The following is a 1,461-nucleotide window of genomic DNA, read 5'->3' as shown; positions in this document are numbered from 1 at the left end:
CTACCCGGGCTCCCCCTGGCAGCCCACGCTGCTGATGCTGCTGCTCGGCGGCGCCCTCGGCCTCTTCCAGCTCCCGCTGATAGTGGGCGTCCAGTCGACGGTCGGCTGGTCGGAACGCGGCACGACGACGGCGTCGGTGCTCTTCTGCCGCCAGAGCGGCCAGACGATCGGCGCGGCCCTGTTCGGCGCGGTGGCCAACGGCGTACTGGCGTCCCGGCTGGGCGGCGCGGGCGACCTCGACTCGGTGACCAGGGCACTGGGCACGACCGCCGCCCCGGAGGCGACCCGGCGGGCGATCGCTGACGCGGTCCACTCGGTGTACTTCGGCGCGGCGGGCGCGGCGGCCCTGGCGTTCGTGGTGCTGCTGGTGCTGGCACCGCGAAGGTTTCCGGTGCTGGACAGCCCCTAGGCCGACAGGACCTGGACCTAGGGGGCGCCCCCAGGGGCGCTCATTCGGCCGCCGCCCGCCCCGTGAGCGTGGTCAGGCTGCTGCGTACGTGGTCCATGTGGGCCTGTACGTCGTCCCACTCCTGCCCGTGCTCCCGCAGCACGCGCTCCGTCTCGCGGGCGAGGCGGTCCTCCTGGACGCGGGCCTCGGCGAGGATCTCGGCGGCGCGGATCCGGGCGTCCTCCTCGATGCGGCCGACCGATCCCCCGGCCTCCGCGAACGCCCGCTCCGCCTCGGACAGCGCGGCCTCCGCAGCCGCCGTCCGCTCCATGTTCCGCGCGTCCAGGGCGGCTTCACGCTCGGCGGCGAGCCGTTCCGCCGCGTCCCACCGCTCGGCGTACTCCTTCTCCTGCTCGGCGAGCAGCCCCGAGGTCCGCGACCTCATCTCGCGCAGCGCGGCCAGCGCCTCCCCCCGGCCCTCCTTGACCTCCCGGCGGGCGCCGATCCGGATCTCGTCGGCCTCGGCCTGGGCGGCGAGCAGCCGGTGCCGGGCCCGTTCCTCGGCCTCGGTCCGTACGGCCTCGGCGGCGGCGCCCGCGGCCTCCAGCAGGGCGTCGGCGCGGGCCTCGGCCGCCGCGACCAGCTGCCGCGCCTCGCTCCGCCCCCGCTCCCGCACGGCACCGGCCTCCTCGACGCCCAACTCGAAGAGCCGCCGGGCGCGTTCACCGAGGGTGTCGTACGTCTGCGGCGCAAGCGCCGCCACGACCTCCCGCAGCCGCTCCGACTCCGCGTCCATCTCCCGGGCGAGCACGGTCAGCCGCGCGGCCCGCTCCCAGGCGGCGTCCCGCTCCACGGAGAGCGCGGCGGCGTACGCGTCGACCTGATCGGGCCGGTAACCGCGCCCCCGTCCGGCCCCGAAACCGGCCACGAAACCGTACGACATCGCTGCGCCGCTCATCCTGCAACCCCTCTCCGCGTACGACGTAATGATTTCGCGCACATCTTGATGGATTGGGGTGAAATGTGCCTAACGCGACACTCCGAGCCGGGTCACGGCCGGTACACGGAAGGGG

1 protein-coding gene and 1 pseudogene are annotated in these 1,461 nt (G+C 74.9%); one reads left to right on the top strand and one right to left on the bottom strand.

Going from position 1 to position 1,461, the window contains the following annotated elements:
* Window positions 1-409, top strand: a pseudogene (locus STRTUCAR8_RS45600) (MFS transporter); the annotation flags it as partial.
* A 40-nt stretch (window positions 410-449) separates the two neighbouring features.
* Here the strand turns inward: STRTUCAR8_RS45600 and STRTUCAR8_RS45595 are convergent.
* Window positions 450-1,346, bottom strand: coding sequence for a coiled-coil domain-containing protein (locus STRTUCAR8_RS45595; RefSeq protein WP_044474017.1), 897 nt, complete (start codon window positions 1,344-1,346; stop codon window positions 450-452).
* Between the last annotated feature and the right edge of the window lie 115 nt (window positions 1,347-1,461).

The sequence above is a fragment of the Streptomyces turgidiscabies Car8 genome (assembly GCF_000331005.1).
GTDB lineage: Bacteria > Actinomycetota > Actinomycetes > Streptomycetales > Streptomycetaceae > Streptomyces > Streptomyces turgidiscabies.
This window is presented reverse-complemented; position numbering and strand designations above follow the sequence as displayed.